The organism is Micromonospora reichwaldensis (assembly GCF_031845925.1).
GTDB lineage: Bacteria > Actinomycetota > Actinomycetes > Mycobacteriales > Micromonosporaceae > Micromonospora > Micromonospora reichwaldensis.
Genome location: NZ_JAVRFL010000001.1, coordinates 13,768 through 38,462, shown reverse-complemented (window position 1 = coordinate 38,462; position 24,695 = coordinate 13,768). Strand labels below are relative to the sequence as shown.

18 protein-coding genes, 2 tRNA genes and 1 pseudogene are annotated in these 24,695 nt (G+C 72.3%); 13 read left to right on the top strand and 8 right to left on the bottom strand.

Annotated features, from left to right (window positions below; genetic code table 11):
- Positions 1–62 precede the first annotated feature (62 nt).
- A complete protein-coding gene (locus tag RM555_RS00175) occupies positions 63–833 on the top strand; it encodes a CPBP family intramembrane glutamic endopeptidase (protein ID WP_311409838.1) in 771 nt (256 codons plus the stop codon).
- 108 nt (positions 834–941) lie between these two features.
- Here the strand turns inward: RM555_RS00175 and RM555_RS00170 are convergent, their stop codons facing one another.
- The gene (locus RM555_RS00170; protein WP_311409837.1) at positions 942–1,568 is read right to left on the bottom strand and encodes an EcsC family protein; all 627 of its coding nucleotides are present in this window, start codon (positions 1,566–1,568) and stop codon (positions 942–944) included.
- 1,209 nt (positions 1,569–2,777) lie between these two features.
- On the opposite strand from RM555_RS00170, the gene RM555_RS00165 reads away from it, so the two are divergent.
- Both RM555_RS00165 and RM555_RS00160 read left to right on the top strand, forming a co-directional pair.
- Positions 2,778–2,868 (top strand) — tRNA-Ser (locus RM555_RS00165).
- A 36-nt stretch (positions 2,869–2,904) separates the two neighbouring features.
- A tRNA-Arg gene (locus tag RM555_RS00160) sits at positions 2,905–2,977 on the top strand.
- A 239-nt stretch (positions 2,978–3,216) separates the two neighbouring features.
- Here RM555_RS00160 and RM555_RS00155 read toward each other — a convergent pair.
- Complete coding sequence (locus tag RM555_RS00155) at positions 3,217–4,467, bottom strand: S8 family peptidase (protein WP_311409836.1); 1,251 nt, start codon at positions 4,465–4,467, stop codon at positions 3,217–3,219.
- Between the two features lie 345 nt (positions 4,468–4,812).
- Here RM555_RS00155 and RM555_RS00150 point away from each other — a divergent pair, with 345 nt between their 5' ends.
- From RM555_RS00150 to RM555_RS00140, 3 genes are read left to right on the top strand one after another with little or no spacing between them, the layout of a single operon-like run.
- A complete protein-coding gene (locus tag RM555_RS00150) occupies positions 4,813–6,051 on the top strand; it encodes a YcaO-like family protein (protein WP_311409835.1) in 1,239 nt (412 codons plus the stop codon).
- Positions 6,052–6,059: 8 nt separating this feature from the next.
- Positions 6,060–6,407: a hypothetical protein gene (locus RM555_RS00145; protein WP_311409834.1), complete on the top strand. Its 348-nt coding sequence runs from the start codon at positions 6,060–6,062 to the stop codon at positions 6,405–6,407.
- 8 nt (positions 6,408–6,415) lie between these two features.
- A complete protein-coding gene (locus RM555_RS00140; RefSeq protein ID WP_311409833.1) occupies positions 6,416–7,657 on the top strand; it encodes an MFS transporter in 1,242 nt (413 codons plus the stop codon).
- Between the two features lie 4 nt (positions 7,658–7,661).
- Here the strand turns inward: RM555_RS00140 and RM555_RS00135 are convergent, their stop codons facing one another.
- Positions 7,662–8,921: an MFS transporter gene (locus tag RM555_RS00135; RefSeq protein ID WP_311410089.1), complete on the bottom strand. Its 1,260-nt coding sequence runs from the start codon at positions 8,919–8,921 to the stop codon at positions 7,662–7,664.
- 229 nt (positions 8,922–9,150) lie between these two features.
- On the opposite strand from RM555_RS00135, the gene RM555_RS00130 reads away from it, so the two are divergent.
- The 4 genes and pseudogenes from RM555_RS00130 to RM555_RS00115 all read left to right on the top strand — a co-directional run bounded on the left by RM555_RS00130 (position 9,151) and on the right by RM555_RS00115 (position 13,059).
- Positions 9,151–9,324: a hypothetical protein gene (locus RM555_RS00130; RefSeq protein ID WP_311409832.1), complete on the top strand. Its 174-nt coding sequence runs from the start codon at positions 9,151–9,153 to the stop codon at positions 9,322–9,324.
- Between the two features lie 22 nt (positions 9,325–9,346).
- Positions 9,347–9,590: pseudogene (locus tag RM555_RS00125) on the top strand (DeoR family transcriptional regulator); the annotation flags it as partial.
- A 334-nt stretch (positions 9,591–9,924) separates the two neighbouring features.
- Positions 9,925–11,589: a cellulose-binding protein gene (locus RM555_RS00120; protein ID WP_311409831.1), complete on the top strand. Its 1,665-nt coding sequence runs from the start codon at positions 9,925–9,927 to the stop codon at positions 11,587–11,589.
- Positions 11,590–11,826: 237 nt separating this feature from the next.
- A complete protein-coding gene (locus RM555_RS00115) occupies positions 11,827–13,059 on the top strand; it encodes a trypsin-like serine peptidase (RefSeq protein ID WP_311409830.1) in 1,233 nt (410 codons plus the stop codon).
- 108 nt (positions 13,060–13,167) lie between these two features.
- Here RM555_RS00115 and RM555_RS00110 read toward each other — a convergent pair whose 3' ends face one another.
- The gene (locus tag RM555_RS00110; protein ID WP_311409829.1) at positions 13,168–15,036 is read right to left on the bottom strand and encodes an ABC transporter ATP-binding protein; all 1,869 of its coding nucleotides are present in this window, start codon (positions 15,034–15,036) and stop codon (positions 13,168–13,170) included.
- Between the two features lie 196 nt (positions 15,037–15,232).
- Between RM555_RS00110 and RM555_RS00105 the strand changes: the two genes are divergently transcribed.
- Complete coding sequence (locus RM555_RS00105) at positions 15,233–15,730, top strand: pyridoxamine 5'-phosphate oxidase family protein (protein ID WP_311409828.1); 498 nt, start codon at positions 15,233–15,235, stop codon at positions 15,728–15,730.
- On the opposite strand, the gene RM555_RS00100 is transcribed toward RM555_RS00105, so the two are convergent.
- The gene (locus tag RM555_RS00100) at positions 15,702–16,472 is read right to left on the bottom strand and encodes a DUF2306 domain-containing protein (RefSeq protein ID WP_311409827.1); all 771 of its coding nucleotides are present in this window, start codon (positions 16,470–16,472) and stop codon (positions 15,702–15,704) included. The two genes, RM555_RS00105 and RM555_RS00100, sit on opposite strands and share 29 nt — an antisense overlap.
- Positions 16,473–16,904: 432 nt before the next feature.
- Here RM555_RS00100 and RM555_RS00095 point away from each other — a divergent pair, with 432 nt between their 5' ends.
- Both RM555_RS00095 and RM555_RS00090 read left to right on the top strand, forming a co-directional pair.
- Positions 16,905–17,672, top strand: a complete 768-nt coding sequence (locus tag RM555_RS00095; protein WP_311409826.1) for an RluA family pseudouridine synthase — start codon at positions 16,905–16,907, stop codon at positions 17,670–17,672.
- A gap of 234 nt (positions 17,673–17,906) precedes the next feature.
- Positions 17,907–18,857, top strand: a complete 951-nt coding sequence (locus RM555_RS00090) for an alpha/beta fold hydrolase (protein ID WP_311409825.1) — start codon at positions 17,907–17,909, stop codon at positions 18,855–18,857.
- Here RM555_RS00090 and fxsT read toward each other — a convergent pair.
- From fxsT to RM555_RS00075, 3 genes are read right to left on the bottom strand one after another with little or no spacing between them, the layout of a single operon-like run.
- Positions 18,851–22,762 (bottom strand): FxSxx-COOH system tetratricopeptide repeat protein, encoded by a 3,912-nt coding sequence (fxsT, locus tag RM555_RS00085; RefSeq protein WP_311409824.1) that lies wholly within the window; start codon positions 22,760–22,762, stop codon positions 18,851–18,853. The genes RM555_RS00090 and fxsT overlap by 7 nt on opposite strands.
- A complete protein-coding gene (locus RM555_RS00080; protein ID WP_311409823.1) occupies positions 22,759–23,970 on the bottom strand; it encodes a TIR-like protein FxsC in 1,212 nt (403 codons plus the stop codon). Before RM555_RS00080 ends, fxsT begins: the two co-directional genes overlap by 4 nt.
- Positions 23,957–24,637: a TIR-like protein FxsC gene (locus tag RM555_RS00075; RefSeq protein WP_311409822.1), complete on the bottom strand. Its 681-nt coding sequence runs from the start codon at positions 24,635–24,637 to the stop codon at positions 23,957–23,959. Before RM555_RS00075 ends, RM555_RS00080 begins: the two co-directional genes overlap by 14 nt.
- Positions 24,638–24,695 lie beyond the last annotated feature (58 nt).

Here is a 24,695-nt window from a genome sequence, read left to right as displayed (position 1 = left end):
GTGCCGCCGGCCGGTGCCGTCGACCGGTGCCGTCGGCCCTCGGCGTCGGGCAGAGTGGTGCGGTGACCGTTGAGCTGCAACGCCCGGCGACCCGCCGGATGCTCGGCACCGAGACGCTGCTCGTGCTCGGCCTCTCGCTCGGCCAGTCCGCCGTCTACGCGACGGTGTCGATCGTGGCGAAGCTGACCGCCGACGGGCCGCTGTCGAAGCAGACCGCCGCGCTCAACACGTCGGTGTCACCCCGGCCGTGGCTGGACCTGACGTACCAGCTGCTCGGGATCGTCTTCGCGCTGCTGCCGGTGCTGCTCGCCGTACACCTGCTGGCGCGGGACCCCGGCGATCCGGCACGGACGCTCGGCCTGGACGCCCGGCGGCCCGGTCAGGACCTGACCCGCGGCGCGGGCCTGGCCGCGCTGATCGGCCTGCCCGGCCTGGCGCTCTTCTGGGCGGCGGCCCAGCTCGGCGTCAACGCCACGCTGGTGCCGGCCGCGCTGCCCGACCTCTGGTGGACGGTGCCGGTGCTGATCCTCGCCGCCGTGCAGAACTCGGTGCTGGAGGAGGTGATCGTCGTCGGCTACCTGACGACCCGGCTGCGCCAGCTCCAGTGGCGGGTCGGCGCGATCGTGGCGACGAGTGCCCTGCTGCGCGGCTCCTACCACCTCTACCAGGGCTTCGGCGCCTTCCTCGGCAACGTGGTGATGGGCGTCGTGTTCAGCCTCTTCTACCTGCGCACCCGCCGGGTCATGCCGCTGGTCGTCGCGCACACGCTGCTCGACATCGTGGCCTTCCTCGGCTACGCCCTGCTGCCCAGGGAATGGTTCGACTGGCTCTGACTCCCGCCGGGTGCCGCCCCGGTAGATCTTGGTCGGAAAGCGCCCCTCCGGGGGCCGTTTCCTACCAAGATCTACCAGCGGCCCGCGTCCTTCTCCGCCGTGTTCCGCTCAGCCGAGCGCAGGCCGTCGGGGATCAGCGGGGCGTGGTCGCCGGTAGGCGTTGATCGCACGGGCGGCGAGCCGCTCGGCCGCCGCCGCGTCCCCGGCCGCGGCCACGAGCACCGCCGCGCCGGGCAGCAGCCGGGACGCCACCCGCAGCGCCAGCCAGCCGCCGGCCTGGGCGGCCAACGGCGCCGCCAGCCGCCACGCCGCCTCCGCCGCCCGGGGCCAGCCCGCCTCGTCGGGCGCGTCCGCCGCCCGGGCCGCCGCCAACGCGGCCCGCGCGCTCTCCGCGTCCGGGTGCACGCGGGTCAGCACCAGCAGCTCCACCGCCCGGTCCGGATGCGCCGGATCCCGGCCGTACGCCGCCGCCAGGTGCAGCACCAGGTTGGCCTGTGCCCACAGCACGGCCGCCAGCTCGGCCACCGGCGCGAAGAGCCCCGCCAGCGCGGCGCCCGCCCCGCCCACCCCGGCCTGCCGGACGAACCGCCGGGTCGCGAGCCGCGCCAAGCCGTCCGCTCCCGCATCGGGGTACGCGTCGCGCAGCCGCTGCGCCCAGTCGCGGGCACGCGGCCCGAACGCCTCGACGGCGGCGAGGGCCAGCAGTTCCGGCGCGAACGCGGGATGCTCCAGCACCCGCGCGGCGGCCAGCCGAAGGACCGTTTCCGGCGTACGCCCCGGCGGTGTCCCCGCCGCCCCGTCGCCAGCGTGCCGCTCGACCTCCTGCGGGGGCGCGGCGGTCGGGGCCTGGACGGAGGGCTGGACCGAGGCCTCGGCAGCGACCGTCGCCGGGGCGGCCTTCTTCGCGGGCGTCGCCTTCCGGGCAGGCTCGGCCCTCGCGGCCGGTGTGGCCTTCTTCGCGGGTGTCGCCCTCTTCGCGGGCGCGGCCTTCCGGGCGGCTGTGGTCTTCCGAGCGGGTGCGCCCTTCGTTGCCGCCGGGGGCGCCGCGCCTTCCGCCGTTCCCGGCTCTGTGGCTACCGCCGCCGTCGTGGCCGGCTCTGCGGCCTCCTTCGCCGCCGCTCCCGGCTCCGCGGCCTCCGCCAGCGTCGTCGCGTCGACCTGGTCTGCTGCCTCCTTTGCTGTGGGCGGTCGCGTTGGCGCGGCCTTCTTCGCGACCGCCCTCTTCCCGGGCGCCTTGCGGGCGGGGGTGGCGTTACCGCCAGAGGTCTGCGTGCCGGAGCCGGGCGGGCCCGCAGCGGTGGCGGACCCCGGCTGATCGCCGGCAGCGGTGGGCACGCCGTCGCCGGTGTGTGCGACGTCACTCCTGCCGGTCTCGTCCGCCTGGCCGAGCCGCTCCCGTGGTGCCTTTTCGGCAGCGCGGCCGGCTTGGCCGGGCTGCTTCCGTGGTGCCTTTTCGGTCGTGCGGTCGGCCTGGTCGGGCTGCTTCCGTGGTGCCTGTTCGGTCGTGCGGTCGGCCTGGTCGGGCTGTTCTTGTGGCGTCGGTTCGGTCGTGCGGTCGGCCTGGCGGGGTAGCGGCGGATCGGCCGAGGGCGGTTGGAAGAGCACCGCAGGCGCCGGCTGCGCCCGCCGAGGGCGCTTCCCGGAATCCTCCGGCCCGGCCGGCTCCGGCGCGGGGGGCGGACTGAAGGTCGCCTTCGGGGAGCGGCGGCGCGCTCCCTCAGCAGGCTCTCGGCGGGTCGGCTCGCGCGGCGGCTGCTCCTGCATATCGATGGAGCGTAGTCCTGATCACGCCCGTGCACAGCAGGGAAAGCCGAGGCCGGGGCGAGTCCCGGCCTGGTGCGGGACAGCCCGTCGCGCGGGCGGAGGGGCGGACCGGGGAAGTCGCTTTGCTCCTGATGGGTGCGGCCCTGTATCCTCGGGCGCGGTGGTCTGCAGGGCCACCAGGGAGACTTCGCCTAGTCTGGTCTATGGCGCCGCACTGCTAATGCGGTTGGGGTCTTAAAGCCCCTCCCGGGTTCGAATCCCGGAGTCTCCGCGCGAAAGCCGGGTGTGTAGACTGGCCAAGCACCGAGCGCCCGTAGCTCAACGGATAGAGCATCTGACTACGGATCAGAAGGTTAGGGGTTCGAGTCCCTTCGGGCGCACTTCACGATCAAGGCCGTGACCAGCGGAAACGCGGGTCACGGCCTTGGTCGCTTCTGCGGTTTGGGACGAAGCTTCCCAGGAGTTGGATCTGGTGCTTCTTGTCGCCGTGCTGTCCGGCGGGGGTCCGTGCCGGTTGGTGCTGGCCAGTGCGTTTGCGTGTCGGCTGGCCTGGATCATGGTCGGGGCGCCGGTACCTCAGGGGGGAAACCCGATATCCACTCTGGTCAGCGTTGTGGGGTCAGAGCGTCGGGGACAGGTACAGGAGACGGTTGGGCGAGCCGGCCCCCGGGTTGATCACTACCGGGTTGGCGACGCTGAACAGGTAGCTGGCCACCTGGGCCGGTGTCCAGGTCGGGTTGTTGCTGAGTACGCGAGCGGCGACACCGGCGACGAGCGGCGCGGCGTGTGAGGTGCCGCTGATCGTCTGGGTCGCGGTGATCGAGTTCCACCAGGCCGACGTGATGCGATCGCCGGGAGCGAAGATGTCCAGGCAGGGGCCGAAGTTCGACCAGCTTGCCCGGTTGTCGTTCGTCAACGTCGCGCCTACGGTCAGCGCGGCCGGCACCGACGCGGGTGAGACGGTGCAGGCGCTCACGTTCGAATTGCCGGCCGGAACCGTTACCGTGATGCCGTCGGCGACCGCGTTCGTCACCGCGGTGTTGAGTGCGACGGTGGGGCTGGTCAGCACGCCGATGTTCGCCACGGCCGGCTGCCCGGCGAGGTGGTTGGCGATCATCCAGTTGATCCCGTTGATCAGCATTGACAGCGTGCTCGGCAGGGCGCAGTCGAACACCTTGACCGCGACCGGCACAACGTTCTTGGCCGCCCCGTAGGTCGTCCCGCCGACGGTGCCGGCGACGTGGGTGCCGTGCCCGCTGCAGTCGTTGGCCGGGAGCGTGCCGTCGACGGCGTCGTAGCCGTACACCGCCTGGCCGCCGAAGTCGGCATGGCCGATCTGGATCCCGCTGTCCACGATGTACGCCCGGACGCCGGTCCCGACACTGGTGAAGTTGTAGGTGCCACTGAGTCCCAGCGGTGCGTCGATCCGGTCGAGGTTCCACGGCGCGTTCGTCTGGGTGGTGGCCAAGCTGGTCAGACGGTCGTGCTCCACGACCGCCACCGCCGGGTCGGCGGCCAGCCGGCGGGCCACCGGCTCGGAGGTCCGTACGGAGAAGCCGTTCAGCGCGTCGCGCCAGACCTGGTCCGGGCGGAAGCCGTACCGGTCGGCGAGGCGGGACACGCCAGCCTGCCGATCGGCGACCGTACCGCCGCTGTCCTTGAGGGTGACCACGTAGCTGCCGGGCACGGGGGTGGCGTTGCCGGCGCCGAGGATCTCGCCGGTCGCCCCGGACCGCGCCTCGGTGGCCGGTGTCGCAGTGGCCGGTCCGGCAGCCACGGTGAGGAGCAGGACCGTGGTGGCGAGCGTGGCCATGGCGGCCGTTCCGGCTCGGCGCTCGCGGGCGAAGATCGTGTGGCGGTGGAGCCTCATCTCCCAGCCTCCCTTTGTTCCGGCCATTCCGGCAGACGTACGACGCGCCGATTGAATGGTCCGAATGGTTTGCTGGATCGTACAGTCGATTTACGGCCGCATTCCATCGTAGAATCCATGAATCCAATTGATGGAAGTCTTTTTCGGCGGGGAGTGAGAAGAGTCCTGGCTCGATGTATCAGGGCTGCTTCCGGGGCCTCGACCGCGGCTGCTGCTGCCTGCGGGGCCGCGGCGGCCCCAGAGCACGGTACGTCCGCGTGCCCCCTGATTCCGCTGCCAGCCGTTGACATCGAAGCATTTCGTTGACACAGTCCGGGCCGATGGATGGTCCCGGGGGAGGCTGCGGTGTCGTTCCGATCCGTGCCCGCCGAGTGCGCCCTCGCGACGGCCTCAGCGGAGATCGCCCGGCTCGGCCTCACGGCGCGGGCGGCGGTCCTCGGCCCGGCCGCGTCGCCGATCATGCGCGTCACGCTGTTCCGGGACGGAGCACAGGTCGCCGTCGGTGTGGGAAAGGGAGCTGGTCCCCAGGGCGAGGCGAGCGCGTACTTCGAGGCCCTGGAGCGCTATCTCATGTCGGCCCGGGACAACCGCCGATGGACCGCGGACGCCACCAGGCTGGTGCCGGCGAGCGTCGTGGCCGGGCAGTCCGCCCTGGAGCCCGACCTGGCCGTGCAGCGGTGGGCGGCGGAGTTTCCGGACTCCGTCGCGGCGTGTGCCTCCTACGGCGGGGTCCGTTATCCCACGTTCCTCACCGATCCGCGCTACTACCGGTGGCCGGTGGCGGGTGACGACGTCCGGCCGTACCGCAGTCTGCTGCGGTACTCGTCCAGCCTGGGCACCGCCGCCGGCGTCGACCTGGCAGAGGCCGTCTACCACGGCCTCTGCGAGCTGATCGAACACGACGGGCTCGGTCAGGCGCTGCTGCGCTGGTACGTCGCCGGAGTCCCGGACGTCGACCTCGTACCCGTCGGCGAACTGCCGGACGGATTGCGTTCGCTGCACGCGGATGCCGTACGGGCGGCCGGCGCACCCGTACACCTGCTCGACATCACGACGGACCTGGACGTGCCGGTGTACGTGGCGGTCAGCCCGGCGGCCAGCGGCGGGCCGACCCGGCTCGGGGCCGGCGCGTCGCTCTGGGCCTCCGACGCCGCGTCGCGTGCCCTCGGCGAGCTGATCCAGGTCTGTGCGCTCTCCGCATCCACCGCCGACTCGCCCGCGGTCCAGCGTCTGGCGGCCTGGCCGGCACTGCAACGGTGTGCCCTGATGCCACTCGACGAGCTGCTCTCCGGCCCGGTGCGGGCGGCGCCGCTACGCGCGGACATGCCCGGCGACGGCAGCCCGGGTTGGGGGCTGGAGCGCGTCGGGCGGGCTCTGGCCTGGCACGGCATCGGCTACCACGTGTGCGAGGTCGCGCCAGTCGGCTCACCGATCGCGGTGGCCACCACGATCGCCCCAGGGCTGGAGCGCTTCAGCCTGGTGCGGCACGGGGTGCCCGTCATCCCGACCGGGCGGGGGTGGCACCTGTGGCCGTCGCCGGATAGGGCGACGGGCACCCGACCAGATCCAGTTCGAACGAGATGAGGGACAACATGTCTGCTGGCGGCTCCTGCTTCCGCACCGGTGACGAGGACGGTGAGCTGATGGCTCGTCATTCTTCCCCGGGCGGCGGCACTCTGTGCTTCCACCCCGCCGACGAGAACGGTGAGCTGACGGCTCGTCAGTCTCCCCCGGGCGGCACCCTGTGCTTCCACCCCGCTGACAACGGCGACGAGCCGGTGGCCCGTAACGTCTGGCCCGGCGGTGGCGGCGGCGCCGCGTGCTTCCACCCGGGCGACGGGGACGGTGCGCCGACGGCTCGCCTCGCCGACGATCTGGCGGCGGACCTGCACCTCGCGCTGACCGGCATCGACGATCGGCAACTCGCCCTGCTGGGCTGACGCAGGCCGTGACACAGCGCACCGAGGCAGCCGGCGTCGAAGGACGCCGGCTGTTCCACCGTGACTTCTCCTTCTGGTACGTCGCCCGATCGATCTCGGTCGCCGGGACCGCTGCCAGCGCCGTCGCCCTGCCGCTGCTGGTCTACCGTACGAGCGCCTCCCCGACGCTGACGGCGGCGGTGGTCGGCCTCGAAGCCCTGCCGTACCTGTTGTTCGGGCTCTTCGCCGGCGCCGCCGCGGACCGCCTGCCGCGCAAGCGCATGATGATCACCGCCGACGTGTGCTGCGCTCTCCTGCTCGCCACCGTGCCGGTCGCCGCGCTGTTCGATGCGCTGGCCTCCTGGTACCTGCTCGTCGTGGCGTTCGGCGTGGGCTGCGGCTTCTGCTGGTTCGACGCCGCGGCCTGGGGCACCTTCGTACGCATCGTCGGCAAGCCAGCGGTCACCCGGGCGAACAGCCTCATCTGGTCCACCGAGATCGTGCTGGAGATCGCCGCACCCGCCGCCGCCGGACTCCTGGCCGCGATCGCCGACCCCACCCTGGTGCTGGCCGTCGACGCCGCCACCTATCTGGTGTCCGCCGCGCTGCTCGCCCAGATCCGGACCGGGTCGGATCCGGGGCCGGCAGTGGCCCGCCGGCTGCGGGCCGAGATCCTCGAAGGAGTGCACTACCTCTGGCGAACGCCGGTCCTGCGTACGCTGACCGCTGCGGGCTTCGGCCTCAACGTCGCCGCCGGCGGCGTGCTGGGTCTGCTCGTCGTCCACGCCGACCAGGCTCTCGGCCTGCGCCCGGAGGACCAGCGTCTGGGCCTGCTCTACGCGGCCGCCGCGGTCGGCTCGCTGATCGCCGCCGTCCTCCTGCCCCGAGCGAGCCGTCGGGCCGGCCAGGGAACGGTGTCCATCGTGGGGCTCGTCATCTTCGTCGCGGCCCTCATCGGCCTGGCCGGCACCTCGGCGTTCACCCTGGCGCTGGCCGGATGGGCGATCTGGGCCGTGGCGCGCCTGACCGTGAACGCGAACGGCATCACCGTGCGCCAACTGCTCACCCCCGATGCGTTGCAGGGCCGCGTCAACACCACCGGGCGCATGCTGGCCTGGGGCGGCACTCCGTTCGGCGCCCTGATCGGCGGGCTGGCCGCGGACACCTACGGGGTCCGGGCCGCGTACCTGATGCTGGCTGTGCCCGTCGTGCTCAGCCTCGCCCTGGTCGTCGCCTCACCGGTGCGTGGCCTGCGCATCGCGGTCGACTAGCCCCTCACCCCGCGCGTCCACCGGGTCCCCGCGTGGTCAGCCTCGTCAGGACGCCCACGAGCACGGCCAGGGCGATGACCTGCGTAACGGCCACCGCAGTCGTCAGACTCGCCGGCGAGAGCTCGTACAGGAATCCGGCTGCGGCACCGCCGGCCAGCGCACCTGCGCCCTGCACCGCGGCGAACACCCCGTACGCGGTCGCTCTGCGTTCCCGTGGCACGAGATCGGCGACCAGTGCCTTGACGGTGGAGTCCTGCACACCTACGGCGGCACCCCACAGCAGGACCCCGGCCGCTGCCAGCGGCAGACCACCGCCGAACAGCAGGGCGGGCACGGCGGCGATCAGCGCCGGAAGCGCGATCAGCACCCGTGGGCCGGTCCGGTCGTAGAGAGCGCCGGTGAGGAGGGCGGCGAGCGCGCCGGCGGCCATCGCGGCCGCGTACATCAGCGGCACCGTCGCGGTCGCGACGACGCCCGCGCGAACGAGGTGGAAGCCGATCAGCCCGAATGTCACCAGGCCCGCTGTGCACAGCGCCATCGCCGCCGCGAACCAGTGGAACATCGCCGGCAACGTCGTCCGCCGTGCGGCACGGGTGGCCGGCGGGTCGGACGACGCCGAGGGGGTGCCGCCAGCCGGCATGTCGGTTCGCGCCCGAACGGCGAGCAGCAACAGCATCGCGACGACGCCTGGCAGGGCAAGGACGGCCAGAGCCGGCCAGAGGGTCCCCGCGGCCATCGCGACGACCGCGGCGACGAGCAGCGGGCCGGCGAAAGCGCCGACCTGGTCGAGTGCCTTGTGGACGCCCAGCCCTCTACCCAACCCGACGCGGCTGGCGGCGTCGGCCAACAGCGTCGACTTGGCCGGACTGCGGACCGCCTTGCCCAGCCGTTCGGCGAGGATCAACCCGGCGGCGACGGCCAGACCAGCGCCGCCCAACAGCGGCGTGAAGGCGAGCAGCGGCACGCAGACCGCGGTCAGCCCGTACCCGAGAAGGGTCAACGACCAGTACCGGCGGGTCCGGTCCGCAAGCGGCCCGGACACCAGCCGCAGCAGCAGTGCCGCCGCCTCACCGGCGCCGGTGACCAGTCCGACGACGACAGCGGACGCGCCCAGTGAGGCCAGCAGCGGCCCGTACACCGAGCGGGCACCTTCGTACACCATGTCGGCGGCCAGGCTCACCACGCCGAACCCGACGACGACCCGCCACGCCGAGCCGCCGCCGGTGGCCACACCTGTCCGGGACAGCAGCGGGCTGCGGGTCACCGTCCGCTCACCTGTGGCGCCGCCAGCGACATCCACTCCAGCGGCGTCATCCCCACGACCCACGTCCGAACGCACGTCGGCATTATGCGCAGCGGGTGGCGGCAGGAAGCAGGGTAGGTCTCGGGTGGCCGCCCCGGCGGCCCTCGGCGTGGGCCGTCGTTGGCCGGTGCCGCCCTGTGCCGCGTACGGCCGACGGGCGGTGACGGCCGTCGCGGCTGATACTTGGTCGATGACCAACCCTGATCTCGACCCGGAGCTGTATCCGCCGCTCGATCCTCGGGAGTCCGTGCCCGACGACGCGGCGCAACTACTTCCCGACACCCCCGACGAGCTGCCGGAAGCGCCTGTCGAACCGCTGCCGGACGACGGTGACCAGGCCGGCGGGGTCCGCGAACCGGCCTGATCGGCCGCGCGGGCCGGAGGCTCGCCGGGACCTGGAGCAGCTCGCCGACCAGGGGATGCTTGAGCGTTACCGCGGGGGCGCCCGCAGTCTGACCCTCCGTGGCGAGGCGCCACCGCCCTGACCGGCGCGCCTCAGCTGCGGCTACTGCTGCCCGGCGGTGAGCCCCGCCGCGACGAGCTCGCGCTCACCGGTCCGCTCGCCGAGGCGTCCCTGGCCGCGCTGCGTTTCGACACCGCGATCCTCGGCGTTGCGGCCTGACCGCGGCCTTTCTGTGGTGTGCGGTTCGAATCAACTGTGGGCGCAGGCTGAGCGCGTTGCCTCGTGCGGTGGCGGCGATGGCGGGTAGGTGACCCTTCAGCAGGTAGGGCTCGGCCAGGTTCCATAGGCGAGCGCCGGCCGCGCCCAGACCGGCGTCTGTCGCTGCCTATGCAACAAACCTGCACGTCTCCGCACTTGCCTCGCAGGCAAGCGCTTTCCTAGCCTGTGTTTCATCGATGTTTCGATCCCTGGCCGGGCTGAGGGTACGGACACGAAGCCGCATGCGGTGTCGGGCTGTGCAGGTAGTGCCCCGCACCGTGCTCACTCCTGAGGAGTCCAACAGTGCGAACCACAGTGCGACACAAGCTTCTTGCCGGCGGCACCGCCGTGGCTGCCGCAGCCGCGCTCGCCGCGGCGCTGCCGATGACCCAGGCGTCCGGTGCGGCTGGCGGCCCCAGTCCCGCATCGGTCGGCGTCAACGCGACGAACCTCAGCCTCGGAGCCGGCTCCGACGGCTCCAGCAAGGCCAGCGGCACCAGCTACGGCAACGTGCTCGACGGCAACATGAGCACGTACTGGTCGCCGACCGGCTCGACCGGCCGCATCTCGATCAAGTGGGACACCGCCACCACGGTGGCCTCGATCAACATCCGGGAGGCGGCCGGCGCCGTCGGGGTCATCGGCTCCTGGCGGGTCGTCAACAACGACACCGGCGCCACGCTGGCCAGCGGCACCGGGGCCGGGGTCGTCAACTTCGCCGCCACGTCGCTGCGCAAAATCAACTTCGAGATCACCGGCGCGACCGGTACGCCGAGGGTCGCCGAGTTCGAGACGTACGCCTCGGGCGGGACCACCCCGCCGCCGACGACTCCGCCGCCGACCACGCCGCCGCCGACCACGCCCCCGCCGACCACCCCGCCGCCGTCGAGCGGCACGCTGTACGTGGCGCCGACCGGCACCGACGGCGCGGCCGGCACGGAGGCGAACCCGACGACGCTCACCTCCGCGATCACCCGGATCGCGGCCGGCGGCACGATCTACCTGCGCGGCGGCACCTACCGCTACTCGCAGACCATCACCATCGGCCAGGGCAACAACGGCACGTCGAGCGCGCGCAAGAACATCTTCGCCTACCCGGGCGAGACCCCGGTCCTGAACTTCTCGGCCCAGAGTGAGGACCCCGCGAACCGTGGCCTCGCGGTGGGCGGATCGTACTGGCACATCCGCGGCATCGTCGTCGAGCGGGCCGGGGACAACGGCATCCTGCTCGCCGGAAACAACAACATCATCGAGCGTACGGTGACCCGCCACAACCGGGACTCGGGGCTACAGCTCTCGCGGCTGGTGGCCAACGCGCCCCGCGACCAGTGGCCGTCCAACAACCTCGTGGTGAGCACCGTGTCGCACGACAACGTCGACTCCGACGGTGAGGACGCCGACGGTTTCGCCCCGAAGCTCACCGTCGGTCCCGGCAACGTCTTCCGCTACACCGTGGCCCACAACAACATCGACGACGGCTACGACCTCTACACGAAGAGCGACACCGGGGCCATCGGCGCGGTGACCATCGAGTCCTCCCTCGCGTACGACAACGGCACCCTCAGCAACGGCGGCCAGGCCGGGGCCGGCGACCGCAACGGCTACAAGCTCGGTGGCGAGGACATCGGGGTGAACCACATCGTCCGGGGCAACATCGCCTACGACAACGGCAAGCACGGGTTCACCTACAACCGCAACCTGGGCACGATGCAGGTGTCGAACAACGCCAGCATCGGCAACACCGAGCGCAACTTCACCTTCGACGGCGGCTCCTCGGTGTTCCGGAACAACACCTCGTGTGACGGCGGCTCGAACGACAAGATCATCGGCAACTCCGACGGCTCGAACCAGTTCTGGTCCGGCACCAACGGATCCCGGTGCGCCCAGTACTCCGGCGCCCTGGGCTGGTCCTTCGCGTCCGACGGTCGCCTCGTGGTGACCTTCGGCGGCAGGGTCGTCACGCCGTAACGAGCGGTACGACGCCGGCGTCACCGCAGCGGTGACGCCGGCGTTCCGTCCGGTGCGGCCCGGCCGTGGCCGGGCTCGACCGGGGGAGCGTGTCGTGCGGGTGGTCCCCGCAGGAACCCGCCGGCAACCGACGACACCCTGCCGGTAGGTAGGCATCGATATGTTTACATGCCTCCATCGACTCGTGTATGAAGGCTGCAAGCACGTCTGGGTGCTGGTTCCTCGGGAGGAGCGACGATGAAACATGCCATGCGCCGCCTACGAACGGCGGCGGTCGCGCTGGGCGCCTGCACACTCGGGCTGAGTCTGATGTCGGCACCCGCCGCCGAGGCGTACTCGGTGCAACCTCTCGCGCCGCAATCCGAACGGGCACCCGAATCGGAGCAGTTCTCGGCGGAGGGCGTCACCACGGTCGGTGAACTCCGCACCGTCACCGGCACGCTGTCCTCCGCCGGCGACGGCCGGACGCAGGTCATCCGGCACCCCGGCGCGTCGTACGTCAAGGTGCACTTCAGCGCGCTGCGACTGGCCCACGGCGACTACGTCACCGTGGCGAGCCCCGACGGCCGGGAGAGCTACCGGTACGACCGCTACCTGAACCGGGCGACCGGCGCGGACTACACCACCGACGGACAGCCGGGCTTCTGGGCGATGTCGGTGGAGGGCGACACCGCGGTGGTGACGCTGCACAGCAGCCGCGCCTCCCGTGGCAACGTCGCGACCATCGACCGGTTCTGGCGCGGCTACGACCGCGCGGAGATCGCGCAGCACAACTTCTCCACGCAGTCCGTGTGCAGCACCGACGCCCGCCGCGACGTGGTCTGCTACCAGAACAGCCACCCCACCGAGTACGCCCGCGGCAGGGCCGTGGCGCGGCTGCTGATCAGCGGCGGCGGTATGTGCACCACCTGGCGGGTCGGCAACACCAACCGCATGCTGACCAACAAGCACTGCTTCTCGACGCAGGCCGCCGTCAGCGGTAGCGAGATGCAGTTCAACTACCAGTGCGCCACCTGCGGCGGCTCGAACCCCGGCGCTGGCACCAAGGTGAGCGGGGCGACCCTCTACAAGGTGAGCAGCGGCGGCTCCAGCGAGCTGGACTACGCCCTGTACTCGGTGAACAACTTCACCAGCATCCAGAGCTTCGGCACGCTGTACCTGGCGACGACCGCCACCACCACCGGCACGCGGATGTACATCCCGGGGCACGGCGACGGCAGCCCGAAGCGGCTGTCGATCTTCGAGGACACCCAGAACGGTGCGAACTGCACCGTGAAGAACGCGAACTACAACGCCTCGAACATCAGCTACAGCTGCGACACCTCCGGCGGCAACTCCGGCTCGCCGGTGCTGAACTCCAGCCACCGGGTGATCGCCCTGCACCACCTCGGCGGCTGCCCGTCGAACCAGGGCGCGAAGGCGCACCTGATCTACAACCAGATCGCCAGCATGATCGACAACAACGGCTGACGACGACTGACGACGACGGGCCGTCGGGGCGCGACACGCACCCCGGCGGCCCGTCCGCTCGCTCGTTCGTCGCCCCCGGCACACCCCGGGCGGCCACGGGGGGACACGTCAGGCCGGCACCGGTTGGTCGAACTGGGTGCGGTACAGCTCGGCGTACCGGCCGCCCCGGGCCAGCAGGTCGGGGTGCCGGCCGCGTTCCACGATCCGGCCCTGTTCGAGCACCAGGATCTGGTCGGCGGAGCGGATCGTGGAGAGCCGGTGCGCGATGACCACGCTGGTCCGCCCGGTCAACGCCTCACCCAGCGCCGCCTGCACCGCCGCCTCGGACGTCGAGTCGAGGTGTGCGGTGGCCTCGTCGAGGATCACCACACGGGGGCGGGAGAGCAGCAGCCGGGCGATGGTGAGCCGCTGACGTTCGCCGCCGGAGAGGCGGTATCCCCGTTCGCCCACGACCGTCTCCAGGCCGTCCGGCAGCGAGCGGATCAGGTCGGCCAGCCGCGCGCGACGCAGCACGTCCCAGAGGTCGTCCTCGTTCGCGTCCGGTCGGGCGTAGAGCAGGTTGGCGCGGATCGTGTCGTGCAGCAGGTGACCGTCCTGGGTGACCACCCCGAGGGCGTCCCGGACCGAGTCGCCGGTCAGGTCGCGGACGTCGCGCCCGGCGAGCCGGACGGCGCCGGCCTCCACGTCGTACAGGCGCGGCAGCAGTTGCGCGATGGTGGACTTGCCCGCGCCCGACGAGCCGACCAGGGCGACCATCTGGCCGGGCTCGGCGCGGAACGAGATCCCGTGCAGCACCTCCTCGCCGCCGCGGGTGTCGAGCTTCGCCACGTCCTCCAGCGAGGCCAGGGAGACCTTCTCGGCCGACGGGTACCCGAAGCGGACGTCGTCGAACTCCACCGCCACCGGCCCGTCGGGCAGCGGCCGGGCGTCCGGCTTGTCCTCGATCATCGGCTTCAGGTCCAGGATCTCGAAGACCCGTTCGAAGCTGACCAGCGCGCTCATGATCTCCACCCGCGCGCTGGCGAGCGAGGTCAGCGGCGCGTACAGGCGCGACAGCAGCAGGGCGAGCGCGACGACCGCGCCGGCGTCGAGCTGCCCGCCGATGGCGTACACGCCGCCCAGGCCGTACACCAGGGCCAGCGCGAGGGAACCGACCACCGTGAGGGCCGTGATGAAGACGGTCTGCAACATGGCGGTACGCACGCCGATGTCGCGCACGCGCCGCGCGCGGGCGGCGAACTCGGCGGACTCCTCCGCCGGCCGCCCGTAGAGCTTCACCAGGGTGGCGCCGGGCGCCGAGAACTTCTCGGTCATCCGGGTGCTCATCGCCGCGTTCAGGTCGGCCGCCTCCCGTTCGAGCCGGGCGAGCTTCCGGCCCATCCGCCGCGCGGGCAGCACGAAGATCGGCAGCAGCACCAGCGCCAGCAGGGTGATCTGCCAGGAGAAGGTCAGCATCACCGCGAGCGTCAGCAGCAGCGTCACGGCGTTGCCGACCACACCCGAGAGTGTGTCGCTGAACGCCTGCTGCGCCCCGATCACGTCGTTGTTGAGGCGCGAGACCAGGGCGCCGGTGCGGGTCCGGGTGAAGAACGCGACGGGCATCCGCTGCACGTGGTCGAAGACGGCGGTCCGCAGGTCGAGGATCAGGCCCTCGCCGATCCGCGCCGACTGGTAGCGGGTGAGCAGCCCCAGCCCGGCCTCGGCGAGCGCGATCAGGGCGATCGCCACGGCCAGCCGCACCACCGTCGCCGTGTCGGTGCCGGAGACGATCGCGTCGACCACCCGCCCGGCCAGCACCGGTGCGGCGACGGTCAGCACCGCGGCCACGACGCTGCCCGCCAGGAACCACGCGAGCAGGCGGCGGTGCGGGCGGGCGAAGCCGCCGATCCGCCTCAGGGTCGCCTTGGAGAAGGGCCGCTGGTCACGCTGATGCATCGCGTGGTGCAGGGACATCCACGCGGTGACTTCCATGCTCATGCCGCGAACCTAGGACCTGCAGCGCGGTTGAGGTCAAGCGAATTCGTCCCCTGTGGAACGGGGAGTGCGGGGCGGCCGGCGGGGCGCGTCCCTCCGACACTCCGCAGCGGCGGTGTCCGTCCGCTCGCGGACACCGCCACACTGAGATACTCTCCGTGCTGCTTCAGTCACGATGTCGTCGTTCGAAGGGGAACCCATGGTGAACCGTGAGCCGGTCGCGGAACCGTCCTTTGCCAGCGAAGGCTCCAAGCCGATGCCCTGGTCGCAGGCGCGTGAGCGGCTGACGGAGGCGGGCGAGTTCTTCCTGTGCACGGTCCGGCCGGACGGCCGGCCGCACGCCGTGCCGCTGCTGGCCATGTGGCTCGACCAGAGCATGTACTTCTGCTCCAGCGAGGCCGCCCACAAGGTCGACAACCTGGCCGCCAACCCGCACTGCGTCCTCACCGTCGGCAGCCCGGAGCTGGATCTCTCGATCGAGGGCACGGCATCCCGGGTCAGCGACTCGGCGACGCTCAAGCGCGTCGCCGAGGCGTACGGGGAGAAGTACGGCTGGGAGGTGACCCCGGTCGACGGTGGGATCGACGGCGACGGGATCGGCCCGTCGCCGTACCTCGTCTACGAGGTGACCCCGGCGAAGGTCATCGGCATGGACAAGGGTTCCGGTTTCAGCGCGACCCGGTGGCGGTTCGACTGAGCGCACCGGCCGGGGGCGTCAGCTGAGCGCCGAGGCGTGCCGGGCGGGGGGTGCGGTGCAGCCACCAGTAGGCGATGGCGAGGTTCACCAGCACGCTGAGCCACCCGCCCGCCTCGGCGGCGACGATCGGGTTCATGGACAGCCCGGTCAGCGCGCTGAACAGGAAGATCACCCGTCCCCACATGGTCTGCAGGGCGAAGGCGAAGCTGTAGACCATCCACTTCCGGTGCTCGGCGTAGCGGCGCTGACGGGCCGCGCGGAACCCGAGCACCGTCGTGGCGATCCATCCCACGGAGGCCAGCGCGCTGCCGAGCAGCCCGTTCGGCGCCGCGGCGAACGGCATGAGGACGAGCGCGAGCAGCGCGGACGGGATGGCGCCGGCGAAGACGTACAGCCGCCCGCTGAGCCGGTGCACCCTCGGGTACCGCAGGCGCAGCCACGGCCAGGCCTGGAGGCACAACGTCACCAGCGCGATGGTGCCGAAGAGGATGTGCACCACCAGGACGGCGTAGTGCGACGCGAAGCCGTCGTTCAGCACCACCCGTGACTGGCTCGGGTCGAGACCGAGGTACGGCGGCAGGACGAACAGCAGGAAGGCCCCGTTCAGCGCGACCAGTGGCACGATCCACGGTCGTCTCCACCACCGTACGGACGATCCCCGGGCACCGGCCTTGCGCACCGGCGGTCGGGACTGTCCGGCCTGCCGCGTCGGGCTGCCGGCCTCCTCCACGTACTGGGTCACGGTTGGATTCCTCCCAGGTCCGGACGGCGCTCTCCACGCCGGTCTGCCTCGACCCCCATGTGCCGTTTTCACGGTAGAGTCCGACAACCCGTCATATTTCTTTCAACGTGCTGGCTCGCCGTTGGTCCGCTCCGTGCGGCGACGTACGGAGATGGTGTGGTCGACCCGGATTCGGTCATCCCACGGTGCGCCGGCACGCGGGTCGTGGCCGGTCGTCCGCACGGGCCGAGGTGCCGGCGCGACGGTCCCGGGGCGCGCGATGCCTCCGGGGCGCGACGCCGCTCGACGTCGGGGCGGGCGGTCGCCGGGTTGGTATCCTTCGCCGTGCCGGCCCACCTGGCCCGGCTCGACCCCGCTCCGCGCGTCACCGATGTCCCGGGCCGGCCGTCGGCGACACCGAGCAGCTCAGCACAGTCGAGAGCCGAGGCGATGATGACCACCTTCAGTTGGTCGGAACTTCGGCGCGCTCCCATCCACGAGGACGACCACCTGCTCGTGCTCGACAAGCCGCCGGGCATCTCCGTGATGGGCGAGCGGCACGCCGAGTCCCTGACCGACCTGGCCGCCGCCGCCGGGGAGCCGGTGCACTGGGTGCACCGCATCGACAAGGTCACCTCGGGACTGCTGCTGCTGGCCAGGACGCCGTCGGCGCACGCCTCGCTGACCCGGCAGTTCGCCAACCGGGGCGCCGACAAGCGCTATCTGGCCTGGGTCGAGGGGGCGCGGCTGCCCGAGACCGGCACCATCGACCTGCCGCTGCGGCCGGGCCGCAAGGGCACCATCCGGATCGCGGGCGAGCGCGAGGCCATCCGCTACGACGCCGACCGCCGCCGATTCGCGCTGCCGGAGTCGGCCGTCGACCGGTCCAAGCCCTCCTACGAGTCCCGTACCGACTTCGCCACGGCGCTGGTCAGCGGCGACCGTACGCTGCTGGTGCTCAAGCCGGTCACCGGCCGGCGTCACCAGATCCGCGTCCACCTGGCGTGGCTCGGCTTCCCGATCGTCGGCGACCCGCTGTTCCACCGCGGGCAGGCGGACCAGCGGACGTACCTGCACTCGTGGGGCTGCGAGATCACCTGCGACTGGCGGGACGAGCCGCGTACCCGGTTCTGGGCCGCGCCCGGCGAGGCGTTCCTCGACGTCTTCGCCGACGGCCGCAAGCCCCGGCTCGACGACGCCCTCGACGCGCTGACCACCTGACCGTCCGACCCCCCCCCCACCGGCGTCCCCGGTCGGAGCGGCCGCCGGAAGTTCCAGCGGCGGCAGACCGGAGGTGTCGTTTCCGACAGATCCGGCCCCTTGTTTCCGCTCGCCATAGCGGCGCGGCGGGCCCGACCATTAGGCTCGGTTGCTGAGTGGAGCAGTAAGACATCGTCTCCACTCGATGCCGGGTTGCGAGTATTGGCTGGTTGCGGCACCGAAGGGCAGGACGGAGTGACCCGAGACGGCGAGCCAGGGGCCGACTTCGCCGAACGCGAGGACAGCAGACGCGTGGCGTACGAGGTGACCGGCGCGCCCGATGGCTTCCCCGTCTTCCTGCTCCACGGCACGCCCGGCAGCCGCCGTGGCCCGAAGCCACGCGGCATCGTCCTCTACCGCATGGGCGTCCGGCTGATCGCCTACGACCGACCCGGCTACGGCGACTCCGACCGGCGCGAGGACCGCGACGTCGCCGACGCCGCCCGCGACGTGGAGGCGATCGCCGACCACCTCGGCGTGGAGCAGTTCGCCGTCGTCGGCCGCTCCGGCGGCGGCCCGCACGCCCTCGCCTGCGCGGCCGACGCCCGGCTGCGCGGCCGGGTGACCCGGGTGGCCGTGCTGGTCAGCCTCGCCCCGTGGAACGCCATCGAGCTGGACTGGGTCGGCGGCATGAACACCGGCAACGTGCGCGGGTTCGGGGTCGGCAGCCCCGACACCGCCGCGGTGGTGGAGGAGATCCGCCAGCGCGCCGAGCGGGCCGCCGCGGACCCCCGGCTGCTCCTGGCGGACCTGCGGACGGAGATGAGCGCGGCGGACCGCCGGGCCGTCAACGACCCGGCGCTGCGCCGGCTCATCACCGACACCTACGCGGAGGCGCTCCGCTCCGGGCCGTACGGGTGGATCGACGACGTGCTGGCGTTCCGCCGCCCCTGGGCGTTCGACCTGTCGGCGATCGACACCGCGGCGACGCCGGTCCGGCTGTGGCACGGCGCCGACGACAACTTCGCCCCGGTCAGCCACGGCCGCTGGCTGGCCGCGCAGATACCCGGCGCCGAGATGGAGGTCCGGCCCGGGGCGGCACACTTCGACGCGGTCGAGGAGTTGCCGCGCATCCTGCGCTGGCTCGTCGACCCCGACCCGGCGCTGGGCGCCGACCTGCTGATCGGCGCCCGACCCGGTCAGTAGGGGTGCGGGTCCAGCACCCGGCGCACGTACCGCCCGTCGCGTAGCACCACGACGCTGGGGTGGTGCTGCCCGATCCGGTTGGCGAGCCGGTCGGCGATCCGCATCCGTCCGATGCTCACCCGCCCGCCGGACAGCGCCTGCTGGGCGGTCTCCAGGTTGCCCCGGCTGCGCAGCGTGTCCGGGTGCTCGGCCCCGAGCACCTCGGTCAACTGCTCCACCACGGCCCGCAGCCGGTCGCGTCCCTTCTCCGTCTCCCCGGCGAGGATGGTGAAGACCGCGACGTTGTTGGCCGCCGCCATGGCGAACGGGTGCCGGTCGCCGAGCGCGGCGAACACCTCCCGCGTCGTGGTCTCGGTGAGCGACCGGCCGGTGCCCGTGTCGCCGGCGTCCCACAGGGCCACGCCCAGGTTGATCCGGCAGACCAGCGAGTACGGGTGCTCGGCGCCGAACAGCCGGACGAACATCTGCTCCACCTCGCCCAGCTCCGTCAGCGCCTGCGCGCTCTGCCCCTGCAACATCAGGTTCGCCGTCCGGCTGAGCCAGCTGAACAGGGTGTCCGGGCTGGTCGGCCCCTGGGTGGCCAGCAGCCGCTGGTAGGTCTCGTCGAGCAGTTGGGCCGCCTCGGCGATCTCCCCGGTGCTGCGCAGCGACACGGCCAGGTTGGCCTGCGCGGTGAGCAGGTCCCGGGAGTGCTCGCCGAAGAGGTTCCGGTAACCCGTCACCGTCTCCCGCAGCAGCGCCACGGAACCCTCGTAGTCGCCCGTCTCCCGAAGGTCCCGGGCGAGGTTGTTGGCCGACGCCAACGTGTTCGGGTGATCGTGGCCGAGGACGACCCGCAGCCGACGGTTGGTGGCCTGGTCGCCGTCGAGGGCCTTGTCGAACATGCCCATCAGCCGGTAGGACGCGGCCAGGTTGTTGGCGGCGATGAGGGTTCCCCGGTGGTCCTCGCCGAAGACCTCGACCGACGCGGCGTACGTCCGCAGGTCACGCTCCAGGGCCTCCCGGTAGCGGCCCAGGGTGCGCAGGTCGGCCCCGTAGCCGCCGGCGGTCATCAGCGTGTGCGGGTGGCTGTCGCCGATCAGCTCCTCCTGCTGGCGCAGCGTGTCCTCGTCCAGCCGGTGGGCCTCCTCGAACCGCCCGAGGCTGCGCAGCAGGTTGGCCCAGTTGAACCGCAGGTGCAGCAGCTGGACGCGCAGCTTGCGGTGCTCCTGCCCGTCCGGCGGGAACTCCGCCAGTAGCGTCGACCAGACGGCCTCGGTCTCCCGCGCGTACCGCTCGCCCTGCTCGTAGCCGCCGTTGACGTAGATGTAGCGGATCCGGTCGATGACGAGCTGCCGGACGTCGTCGTCGCGGCAGGAGATCGCGTCGGACCCGTCGAGGTGCGGCCAGAGCATCCGCAGGCGCTGCCGGTTGGCCGGGTCCGACACCTCGCCGGGCGGTCGCGACCCGGCGAGGATCTGGTGCACCTCGTGCTTGGCCGTGATGAGCTCGGCGTCGGACATGCGGGCGCGCAGGGCGTTCTGCAACAGCCGGTGCACCTGCACCCGGTGGGCGTGCGGGTCGAGCTTGATCAGCGCGAGCTTGTTCATCCGCTGCACCAGCGCCGCCGCGATGTCGCGTTCGGACACCCGGTCCGCGACGCGGGCCGCCACCACCTTGTCGTACGGGGCGATGACCTGGGCCACCTGGTCGCCGTAGAGCAGTTCCAGGGAGATCTCCGGGGCGAGCACCGACGCGAGCTGGAGCAGCCGGTACGCCCCCGGGGAGCCCTGCCTCAGCCGTTGCAGTGGGAGGTCCCAGACCTCCGTCTCCAGGCCGGTGCGGCGCAGCCCGGCGAGGTACTCGTCGACCGGCGTGCGGGTGTCGGCCAACCACGCCCCGACCGTCGCGACGAAGATCGGCACGTTCTCCACGGCGTCGGCGACCTGCTCGGCCTCGGCCACGCTCATCAGGTGCTCGCCCAGGCGGGCGCGCAGGTGCGCCACGCTCTCCGCCCGCTCGAACGCCTCCACGTCCACCGCACGCGCCAGGTCGCCCCAGTCCGGGTTGCGGGTGGTGACCAGCACGTGGCCGTTGCCCTGCGGCAGGTAGGGCCGGACGTCCTCGTACTGGTCGGCGTTGTCGAAGATGAGCAGCCAGTGCGGTGGAGGGCTGCCGTCGGGGCGGCGCTCGGTCTGGCCCAGCCGCTGCCGCAGGGCGCGGTTGGTCTCCGGAATGGTCGCCTGGGCCGGCAGGCCCAGCTCGTCGCTGAGCTCCGTCATGAGCACGTCGACGAACTGCGGCGGGTCGGCGGCCACCCACCAGATGATGTCGTACGCGCCCCGGAACCGGTGCGCGTACTCGATGGCGAGCTGCGTCTTGCCGAGACCGGGACCGCCCCGCAGCGCGACCGGGGTGCCGCCCCCGCCCGACGCCTTCAGCTCCTCCCGGAGCCTGCGCAGCAGGTCCTCGCGCCCGGTGAAGCGGGCGTTGCGGGCCGGCGCGTTGAAGACCGTGGCGCGCACCCCCGGGAAGCGGGCGGGACGCAGGCCGGTCGCGCCCACCGTGCGTCCCACCAGCTTCAGCAGGTGGGTCGCCGCGTCCTCGGCGGTGAGGTCGTGCACGGCCGCCCAGCTGCCGACCGGGACGTCCGGCACCGGCGGGGTGTCGTCGACGTGCACGGCCAGCCAGCTCGGCGCGCCCCGGTCGCCGTCGGTGTCGGGGCGGGCGCGCCGGGCCGCCAGGTAGGCCCGGGAGACCAGCCGGACCTCCCGGAAGGCCGGGCCCGCCGGCTCGGGCGCCGGCCCGTCCAGGGGCGCGGTGACGACCCGCAGGTCGGCCGAGTGCAGCACGGCCTGCGCCCACTCCGCCCAGACCTGATCCTCGGGCACGTGCCGCAGCACGATCAGCTCGTCCACGACCGTCGGCTTGCGCTCGAAGCGCTGCACCGTCCGGCGGCGCAACTGGTCGTCCACCCGGGGCAGACCGGTGATCCTGCCGTTGGTGATGTGGCTGGTCAGCGTCTCGTACGCGGACAGCAGCGTGGTTCGGCCGCCCGGCTCGTCGCCGAACGTCGCCAGCGTCTCCTCGTAGGCGTAGTACGCGCGGTAGGGCACCTCGACGGTCAGCCAGTACGCCTGCCGCTCGCTGTCGGTCATGCCGCCCGGCAGGCCGGTGAACTTCTGCATGGCCAGCGACCGCCCGGCGTCCCGCTTGCTCTTCTCCCCGTCGTCGACGCGCATCGGCACGGGCAGCACCCGCCGCGCCCGGCGCCCCTCGTAGTCGCGGACCCGGGCGGCCACCGCCGCGGCGCCGTCGATGCCCTGGTCGCTGAGGGTGAAGCAGTCGACCAGGACGTCGGGCAGGTGGATGGTGCAGATTTCGGCGACGTCGCTGATCCCGGTGCGGCTGTCGATGAGGGCGTAGTCGTAGTGCCGCTTCATGTCCTCGCGCAGCGCGTCGAAGAACTGCGCGCCGCCGAGCCGGTTGTAGAAGTTGTCCCAGTTGAGGCCGGTCACGCTGGTGGCGTAGTCGGGGTTGTGCCGGCCGGCCAGCAGCAGGTCGAGGCTGCCGCCGCCGGGGAACTCCCAACCCACCGAGAACGCGTAGCGGTGGACCCGGGCGTACTCCCGGTGCCAGTCGCCCGGCCGGGAGTCGGCGCCGGCCTCCTCGCGCCGGCGCGCGTTCTCCCACTCGTAGTCCAGGATCAGGTCCATCACGCCCCCGGTGGTGGCGACCTGCTCCGGGTCGAGGAACGGGGCGTAGAACCGGTGCAGGCCGGGGGATTCCAGGTCCCAGTCGGCGACGAGCACCCGCTGGCCGTTCGCGGCGAGGATCCACGCGGTGTTGGCCAGCGCCATGGTGCGGCCCGTACCGCCCTTGTAGGAGTAGAAGGTGACGACCTGCCCTTCGCGCGATGGCGTCATCGCTCGTCCTTCCCTCGCGTCGTGTCGAACGGCCGCGTCGGCGGCTGGCCCGGACCGGTGACCGGCGGGCCGTCGGACGGCCGGGACGGCCGCAGCGTCGGCTTCGGGGCGGCCGGGCCGTCGGGCGGGTACACCGGACCGTGCCGGAGGAACTGCTTGCGGGCCTCGGTCACCAGCAGCGGCGCGCAACGCTCGAACTCGTCGATCGCGCGTGCCGGCAGCACCCGGGGGAATCCGGCGTCCTGCAACGTACCGGCGATCGACTCGGGCGCCGACTCGCCACGCTCGTGTTCGGCTGCGATGACCAACGGGACGACCCAGCGCGGCAGGCCGTCCAGCGCGGCCCGGGCGGCGGCGGCACCGGTCGCGGCGTCCACCAGCACGACGGTGGGGCTCTCCGGCGCCAGGGTGCGGGCCGCCGCCAGGTCGACGACCCGGGTGGGCAGGCCCAGCCGCTCGCCGGTCGCGGCGACGTAGTCGGCCACCGCCAGCTCGTGCTGCCCGGCGTACGGCCGCCACCCCGCGTGGTCGGTGAGGGTGGTGACCACCAGCGCCGGGCCGCCGCCGTCGGTGACCGGGTGGCTGGACAACGTGGCCGCCCGGGAACGGGCCAGCGGCTGCGTCTCGGTCACCGTGACGATGCGTGCCGCCAGCGCCGCGAGGACGCTCTCGTACTGGCGGCGGTAGGCGCTGAGCTTGCAGAGGGCGCGCAGCCCGTTCTCGGCGTAGTCGGCCCGGTCGTCGGCGTCGTGGACCAGGTCGAGGGCCTGCGTCGTCTCGGGCCGGTCGCCCCAGGACGGCAGGGGCAGCCACAGCACCGGCAACAGGTGCCGCTCGGCCCGCGCCGGGGCGAGCCGGGTGAGCCGGCTGCGGAACGACTCGCGCTCGCCCAGCGCCCACGCGTTGCGGAAGTAGTTCGGCGAGTGCAGGGGCACGAAGACGTGCGTGAGGCTGAGCGCCTCGGTGAGGGTCTGCCTGAGGTCGGCCCCGGGGCTGACCTGACCGTCGAAGAAGCCGGCGTCGAGGTCGCCGCTCCTCGTGGCGCCGCGCCGCACGGCGGCGGCCAGGTCGTGGAAGAACCGGCTCACCCAGTAGTCGGTGTCCGGCCGGGACGCGGCCGACAGCGGCACCGAGTGGGCGTAGCTGAGGAAGAAGTAGGTCTCCCGGCGCGCGACGGCACGGGCCCCCGTGAGGTCAGACCACGTCATGTCCGACCTCCTCGAACGTCTCGCGCAACTGCCGTACGTCCGTCGGGACCTCCGCCCGCACCCAGTGGTTCTGGTAGGCCCGGGCGACCCGCTGCGCGAGCCGCCAGACCACCGCGTCGTAGGCGTCCTTGCCGTTCTTGCCGAGGCTCAACAGGCCGTAGATGCCCTCGTCGTGGTATTGCGGGGCGATGTCCGAGGGCAGCCGGGTCGGGGTGAACATCTGCCGCCGTGACACGACCTCCGGCAGCCGTCGACGGTCCACCACCGACCAGTTGACCGGGATGACCGGTGTCTCCCCGGCGGACGGCTCGGCGCCCGGCCGGTGCAGGACCTGCCGCCGGGTGAACGCGTCCCACTCCTTGGCGCACCAGGCGCTGTTCAGGTACTGCGGCGAGATCAACGGGATGAAGACCTGGCACTGGCCGGCGGCGAAGGCCAGATCCTCGGTCCACACCTGCCCGCCGTCGAGCATCCGGTCCATGAATCCGGCCGTCCGTCCCGGGCCGAGGCCGAGCAGCTCGACGACGTGGTCGGACAGGTCGACGAAGAGCTGGAAGACCTTCTGGTTGGTGTCGCGCGGGGGTGCGGCCACCCGGTTCTTCGTGCGGGCGTAGCTGAGGAAGAACACGGGGGCGCTCTCGTCCTCCCCGTACGTTTCCTCTGCCACCTACCGCTCCCGACCGGTGCAGCGACTCCCAGCCGTCCACAGTATCGACAGCCGCCAA

Excerpts from the sequence above, each read along its gene's own strand:
- RM555_RS00155 (WP_311409836.1), bottom strand. The coding sequence starts at position 4,467 with ATGAGGCTCCACCGCCACACGATCTTCGCCCGCGAGCGCCGAGCCGGA.
- RM555_RS00145 (WP_311409834.1), top strand. The coding sequence starts at position 6,060 with ATGTCTGCTGGCGGCTCCTGCTTCCGCACCGGTGACGAGGACGGTGAG.
- RM555_RS00130 (WP_311409832.1), top strand. The coding sequence starts at position 9,151 with ATGACCAACCCTGATCTCGACCCGGAGCTGTATCCGCCGCTCGATCCT.
- RM555_RS00115 (WP_311409830.1), top strand. The coding sequence starts at position 11,827 with ATGAAACATGCCATGCGCCGCCTACGAACGGCGGCGGTCGCGCTGGGC.
- RM555_RS00110 (WP_311409829.1), bottom strand. The coding sequence starts at position 15,036 with ATGAGCATGGAAGTCACCGCGTGGATGTCCCTGCACCACGCGATGCAT.
- RM555_RS00105 (WP_311409828.1), top strand. The coding sequence starts at position 15,233 with ATGGTGAACCGTGAGCCGGTCGCGGAACCGTCCTTTGCCAGCGAAGGC.
- RM555_RS00095 (WP_311409826.1), top strand. The coding sequence starts at position 16,905 with ATGACCACCTTCAGTTGGTCGGAACTTCGGCGCGCTCCCATCCACGAG.
- fxsT (WP_311409824.1), bottom strand. The coding sequence starts at position 22,762 with ATGACGCCATCGCGCGAAGGGCAGGTCGTCACCTTCTACTCCTACAAG.
- RM555_RS00080 (WP_311409823.1), bottom strand. The coding sequence starts at position 23,970 with ATGACGTGGTCTGACCTCACGGGGGCCCGTGCCGTCGCGCGCCGGGAG.